Genomic DNA, 6,221 nt, shown 5'->3' with positions numbered 1-6,221 from the left:
AAGAAGGCAGGGCCCCACACCGGGCGGGTCGCGGTGCGTGCCTCCGGGAGCTCCACCATCACCACCGACCACGGAACCGTCCACGGCATCGACCACGAGCATGTCCGCCCGCCGCAGCGCAGCGACGGCTACGCCTGTACCACCGGAAGGAGAAGGGCGTTTCCTCCCCGGCCTGAAGGTCGGGGCTCCACGCCCGGCGAGATGAACGACCTCACCTCTGACCTGCTGCCATCGCAGACCACCACCGACGAACAGGGCCGGCACGCCGACGTGGCGCTTCTTCCCGTCGGCAGCTTCGAGCAGCACGGCCCTTTCCTCCCCCTGACGACCGACACCGTGATCGCGTGCACCGTCGCCCGGGAGATCGCCGCCGCCCACCCGGTCCGCCTCCTGCCGCCGGTGACGGTCTCGTGCTCCCACGAGCACGCGGCATGGCCCGGGACCGTGAGCATCTCCGCCACGACCCTGTACGCGGTCGTCCGGGACATCGCCGACTCGCTCCGCCGGTCCGGGACCGGGAACCTCGTCGTGGTCAACGGCCACGGCGGGAACTACGTGCTGGGCAACCTCGTCCAGGAGGCCACCGAGGACGGGCCGCGCATGGCTCTCTTCCCGTCCTTCCAGGACTGGGAGTCGGCGCTGGCGGCGGCCGGGATACGGACATCGGCCTGGAGCGATATGCACGCCGGCGAGGCCGAGACGTCCATACTCCTGCACGCCCACCCGCACCTGGTCCGGCCCGGCTACGAGTCGGGCGACCGGCTCGCCGACGACCGCAGGCACCTGCCCACCCTCGGCGTGGCGGCGTACACCGAGTCCGGGATCATCGGCCGCCCCTCACTGGCTTCGGCCCAAAAGGGGGAGGATCTTCTCGGCAGCCTGGTCGAGTCGTTCGGTGACCACCTCGCGGCCCTCAGGTCATAACAGGAAGCCGCTCTTCCTCCCGCTCCTCCCGCGCACGGGGGGCCTCTTCGAGTTCGGCGTGCGCGGGCTCGGGCCGCGCCCGGGCGGTGCGGCGGAAGAGCAGCACCCCGGCGCCGGGCAGACTTGAGACGAAGGTGAGCACCCCGCACACCACTGCGGTGGTGAAGCCCTGTGTGGCCCCCAGTCCCGCGGCGCCGAACGCCAGCGCGAGGAAGGCCTCCCGCGGCCCCCAGCCGCCGACGTTCACCGGCAGCGTCATCACGAGCAGTGTCAGCACCATCAGCGGCGCGAGCTCGAAAAGCGGCGCCGAGGAGCCCGCGGTGCGCGCGGCCACGAGGAACAGGGCGACGTTTCCCGCCAGGGCCGCCATGGACAGCAGTACCACCCCCGGCCAGATGTCGCGGGCCAGCAGGCCGAGGCGCACGTCGGTCAGGGTGGCCACGATCGCGCGGCGCCACTTCGACGTGCTCCTCCCCCACCGGGCCCACGCGGCGAGCGCGAGCGCGACGGCCAGCCCGCCCAGAGCCGCCGTCCCGAGCCCAGGGGCCGGGGCGATGCCGCCGATCACCGCGGAGGCCAGGGAGGAGTGGACCAGCAGCACCGCGACCCCGAGGACGATGAGGACGATCTGGCCCCCGACCCGTTCCAGGACCACGGCGCGGACGCCACGGCCGAGGTTGCCGGAACGCCGCCCGTGGCTTACCGCGCGGTGGGCATCGCCGAGCACGCCCGCGGGGAGCACGACGTTGAGGAACAGCGCCCGGTAGTAGTCCGCGACCGCCGTCGCCAGCGGCAGCCTCAAGCCGAGGCGCCACGCTATTAGGCACCACCGCCAAGCGCTGAACACGGTGGTCAGTAGGCCGAGTCCGAGTGCGGCGAGCACCGCCTGGCCATCGACCAGGCGCAGGCCGTCCAGCAGCGCGTCGGTGCCGAACTGCCATACCAGCGCGGCGAGGATGGCCGCACCGCCCAGTGCCCGCAGCCAGGGCCAGACCCGCCGCATCACCGGAGGGCACCGTTGGGCAGCGCGAGCAGGTCGCTGTGGTGGACCACGACGTGCAGCTCACCGGCCTCGCAGGCCTGGAGCCGGCGGCGCAGGTAGGCCTCCCCCTGGGGCGCGAGCTCCGGCCGCTGCTCGCAGGCGGCGGCGACCCAGCCGCGCAGCCATTCCGCGACCAGCGCGGCCTGGTCCGCGCCGAGCCGCCACGGGCTGGGCCGGGTGTGTACCACCGCGCCGCGGCGTTCGAACGCCCCGGTGGCGGCACTGGCCCCGTCCGGCCCGAGCAGTGTGCGCCCGCGGTCGGTACGGCGCTGGTGGGCGTTGAAAGCATCGGTGATCTCGGCGTCGAGCGGGTCGGCCGGAGCGAGTTCCACCCGCCCCGCGACAGAGAGGGTCAGCAGGGCCGGGCAGCCGGCGCCGGCGCACGCCTCGGCGATCCCGTCCATCTCGTCCCCGGTGAGCAGGTCCACCACCGCGGAGGTGGTCACCAGCGAGGTGTCGGAGAGGTCGTCCGCGTCCAGGTGGGTGATGTCCTTCTCCTGCGTCGTGACCGTCGCGGGACTGCCATCGGCGGCCGCGCCGGCCATGCCCGCACTGGCCCGGGCGAGCAGTTCGGGGTCGCGGTCGTGCAGGATCCAGTGCTGCGGGCCCGCTAGTCGCCCGTTGAGCCAGCGCCCCATGGAGCCGGTGCCGCAGCCGAGGTCGCGGATCACCAGCGGCCCTGCGGCGCCCGACGCGTCCAGGTACCCGCGCAGGGGGTCCAGGAGCTCCGTGGCGCGAGCGGCGGCATCGGCGCTCTCGCGCAGCTCCAGCCACTCCGGGGGGCAGTGGGACGCGGCGGCCATGCTCACGTGGTCCTCCAGGGCTCGTTCCGGAGCTCTTCCAGCATTCCGGCCAGGTTATGTGACGTCTGTTCCCATTTGTCGAGAATGCCGCGCATGTGACACGCGGCACTCCTGAGGCTGCGGCGCAGGCTGTCGTCGCCGAACCAGCGGCGCAGGGCTTCCGCGAGCGCCGCGGGATCCTCTGGGGGAACCAGAATGCCCGGAACGCTGCCGTCGGGAGCCTGCCCGAGGGTTTCCGGCACACCGCCCACGGCCGTCGCCAGTACCGGGATCCCGCGCGCCAGCGCCTCGGTCACCACCATGCCGTAGGTCTCGACGCGGGAGGCCAGTACCACGAGGTCGGCCGCAGCGTACGTGGCGGCCAGCCGCTCGCCCGTCTGCGGTCCTTCGAGATACACACGGTCGCCGAGACCGGACTGTTCAATCATCTGCCGTAACTGCGCGACATAGGCCGGGTCGCGGCGCAGCGGTCCGACGCATACGCAGCTCCAGGGCAGGTCGGTGAGGTGCGCCAGCGCCTCGACGAGCAGGTCCTGCCCCTTGGTCGGGGTGACCGCGGCGACGCAGAGCAGGCGGGACGCGCCGTCGGTTCCGGACGCCGGCGGCGCGGGGTCGGTCCCCGGTGTGACAATGCGCACCCGGTCCTCGGCGAGCCCGTGCCGCTCGACCAGCCGGCGCGCGGCCCACGGGCTGGTGGCCACGACCGCGCTTCCGGCGTGCAGCACCCGCCTTTCCCTGGTGTCCAGATCCGCCGCGGTGGCCGGATCCAGCCCGGCTTCCTCAGCGAGTGGCAGGTGCACCAGGACCACCAGACGCAGCCGGTCCGCCTGCGGCACGACGACTTCGGGGACACCGCACGCCACGAGACCGTCGAGCAGCACGAGAGCCCCCTCTGGAAGAGCGGCGAGCGCCCGCGCGAGCTCCGTGCGGGCGGCGGCGTCCGGTCGCGGCCAACTCCCCCGGACAGCGACCTCGCGCACCCGCCAGCCCACCGCCGCGAGGCCCTGGCACACGCGGCGGTCATAGGTGTTTCCCCCGCTCGGCACGGCGGCGTCGTCGATGTCACCGGGCAGGATGGCGTGCACGGTGCGCGGGGTGGCGCCGTCGGCGGCGTTCACAGTCGGCGTTCGAAGCTCGCCCAGGCGATGTGCGACTCGTGCACCGTGACCGTGATCCCGGTCAGTCCGCGGGCACCCTCGCCGAAAGCGCCCGCGGCCACCTTGCCGGCGAGCCGATCGGCGATGACCTTTGCCAGGAACTCCGTGGACGTGTTGACGCCGGCGAAGGCGGGCTCGTCGTCGAGGTTGCGGTAGTTGAGCTCACCGAGCACGGCTCCCAGCTCCTGGCCGGCCAGTCCGATGTCGACGACGATGTTGTCGGCGTCGAGCTCTGGCCGGCGGAACGCCGCGTCCACGATGAACGTCGCGCCGTGCAGCCGCTGCGCCGGGCCGAAGACGTCCCCGCGGAAACTGTGGGCGATCATCAGGTGATCGCGAATGGTGACGCTGAACAACGAATCACTCTCCGGGGTGGTCGGCTGACGCGCGGTCCTTGTCTGCCGCGGAACTGTACCCGATCCGGTGGCACACCCCGGAAAGACTGCCGTCGGCGAGGCGGGACATCACCCGGGGCAGGTCCTCGAACGCGTTTTCACTGCTGATCAGCGCGTCGAACGCGGGGTCGGCGAGGAGGTCGAAGGACAGCGACAGCCGGTCGGCGAAGCCGCGGCGCGTCCGCCGGGCCGGGGACACCGTGCCCACCTGGCTGCCGCGGATGGTCAGGCGGCGCGAGTGGAAGGCTTCCCCCAGCGGCACGCTGATCCGCCGGTCGCCGTACCAGCTGAGCTCGACGACCGCTCCCTCCGGCGCGAGCAGTTCCAGGGACCGCGCGAGCCCTTCCTCGGTGGCACTGGCGTGCACGACGATGTCGCACTCCCCCGCGGCCTGCTCGGGGGCCGCGAAGTCGACGCCGAGCGCCTCGGCGGTGTGAGCGCGCGCGGGGTCGGTGTCGACCAGCTGCGCCCGGACCCCGGGGAACCCGGCGAGCAACCGGGCGACGCAGCAGCCGACCATGCCCGCCCCGACAACGGCGATTCGGTCGCCGACCAGCGGCGCGGCGTCCCACAGCGCGTTCACCGCGGTCTCCACCGTCCCGGCCAGCACCGCCCGGGAGGCGGGAACCGTCTCCGGCACGGGGGCCACCGCGTCGGCCGGGACCACGTAGCGGGTCTGGTGCGGGTAGAGGCAGAAGACGGTGCGGCCGAGCAGGTCCGGCGGCCCCTCTTCGACGACCCCCACGTTGAGGTAGCCGTACTTGACGGGCGCGGGGAAGTCGCCCTCCTGGAAGGCGCCCGCATCGCCCCGTACTGGCTCTCGGGCACCTGGCCACGGAAGACGAGGGTCTCGGTTCCCCGGCTCACCCCGGAATAAAGGGTGCGGACCAGCACGTCCTCAGTGCGGAGGGGCGGCAGGGCGACCGGCCGGACCTCCCCCTCGCCGGGGGCTCTGAGCCAGAAAGCGCGTGCTTCGCGCTCCATTGGCCTCCTCCGACAGTAATTTCGAGGTGATCCGATTCCCTTCCGGATCCGTGGAGCATAGCAAACGGTATTCCGCGGACTTGGTAAGCGCATGCGAGTTATGGGGGCATAGTGGCCACAACGGATTGGCGCAGCGTCGGGACAACGGGGGTCTCCGTCCAGGAGCCGGCCGTCGGGGCGGGCGCCCAGGTCGTCCTGCTGGCGTTACTGTCGGCGAGCGTGGGTCTGGGCCCCGCGGGCTGGCTGGCCGGGACCGCCTACGCCCTTGCCACCTGTGTCCTCCTCACCTCGGCCCTGAACCGGTCGCGGGCGCAGTCGCTGGGGCCGGCCGACCGCGTCACCCTGGCCCGCTCAACACTGGCCGGGGGCGTAACGGCCCTCGTGGTGGACAGTCTCGCCGGCGGCGGGACACCCGTCGCGCTCCTCGTCATGCTCGCCGCGGTGGCACTGGTCCTGGACGGGGTCGACGGTCACGTCGCGAGGCGCACCGGGACCGTGTCCACGCTGGGGGCACGCTTCGACATGGAGGTCGACGCCTTCCTCATCCTGGTGCTCAGCGTCTTCGTCGCCGGGTTCCTGGGAGCATGGGTGCTGGTGATCGGCGCGATGCGCTACGCCTTCGCCGCAGCGGCCCACGTGGCGCCATGGCTACGCGCGTCGCTGCCGCCGAGTTTCGCCCGCAAGACCGTGGCCGCGCTTCAGGGCGTGGTCCTCGTCATCGCCAGCGCCGGGATCCTGCCGTACGCGGCCGCGTTCCTCCTGGTCGGAGGGGCACTGGCGACGCTCGTGTGGTCCTTCGGCCGCGACATCGGGTGGCTCTGGCGAACCCGGTACCGCCATGCCATCGCGGTGTGAGGCCCGGCGGGACACCCATCCCAGCCCCCGACCGGCCGCGGTGCGGCGGCGTCCCCTGGGG

Annotated in this window: 6 protein-coding genes and 1 pseudogene; 2 read left to right on the top strand and 5 right to left on the bottom strand. The window is 72.8% G+C overall.

Annotated features, from left to right (window positions below; all coding sequences use genetic code 11):
* The first annotated feature begins 201 nt into the window (after window positions 1-201).
* A complete protein-coding gene (locus VS93_RS25675) occupies window positions 202-924 on the top strand; it encodes a creatininase family protein (protein ID WP_046472428.1) in 723 nt (240 codons plus the stop codon).
* Here VS93_RS25675 and VS93_RS25670 read toward each other — a convergent pair.
* From VS93_RS25670 to VS93_RS25650, 5 genes and pseudogenes are all read right to left on the bottom strand, one after another.
* A complete protein-coding gene (locus VS93_RS25670) occupies window positions 914-1,927 on the bottom strand; it encodes a lysylphosphatidylglycerol synthase transmembrane domain-containing protein (protein ID WP_046472427.1) in 1,014 nt (337 codons plus the stop codon). The two genes, VS93_RS25675 and VS93_RS25670, sit on opposite strands and share 11 nt — an antisense overlap.
* Entirely contained in the window at window positions 1,927-2,769 is an 843-nt protein-coding gene (locus VS93_RS25665) for a hypothetical protein (protein ID WP_046472426.1), read from the bottom strand. Before VS93_RS25665 ends, VS93_RS25670 begins: the two co-directional genes overlap by 1 nt.
* A gap of 2 nt (window positions 2,770-2,771) precedes the next feature.
* Entirely contained in the window at window positions 2,772-3,887 is a 1,116-nt protein-coding gene (locus VS93_RS25660) for a glycosyltransferase family 4 protein (protein WP_052746005.1), read from the bottom strand.
* Window positions 3,884-4,282 (bottom strand): 6-pyruvoyl trahydropterin synthase family protein, encoded by a 399-nt coding sequence (locus tag VS93_RS25655; protein WP_046472424.1) that lies wholly within the window; start codon window positions 4,280-4,282, stop codon window positions 3,884-3,886. The genes VS93_RS25660 and VS93_RS25655 overlap by 4 nt, the downstream gene beginning before the upstream one ends.
* A gap of 4 nt (window positions 4,283-4,286) precedes the next feature.
* Window positions 4,287-5,305 (bottom strand): annotated as a pseudogene (locus VS93_RS25650) (zinc-dependent alcohol dehydrogenase).
* Between the two features lie 111 nt (window positions 5,306-5,416).
* On the opposite strand from VS93_RS25650, the gene VS93_RS25645 reads away from it, so the two are divergent.
* Window positions 5,417-6,160 carry a CDP-alcohol phosphatidyltransferase family protein gene (locus VS93_RS25645; protein ID WP_046472423.1) on the top strand — a complete coding sequence of 248 codons (744 nt, stop codon included), beginning with the start codon at window positions 5,417-5,419 and terminating at the stop codon, window positions 6,158-6,160.
* The last annotated feature ends 61 nt before the right edge of the window (window positions 6,161-6,221 follow it).

It is taken from the genome of Allosalinactinospora lopnorensis, from assembly GCF_000981225.1.
In the GTDB taxonomy this organism is placed as follows: Bacteria; Actinomycetota; Actinomycetes; order Streptosporangiales; family Streptosporangiaceae; genus Allosalinactinospora; species Allosalinactinospora lopnorensis.
Note: the sequence above shows the minus strand (reverse complement) of the source record. Positions and strands in the feature narration are given on the sequence as shown.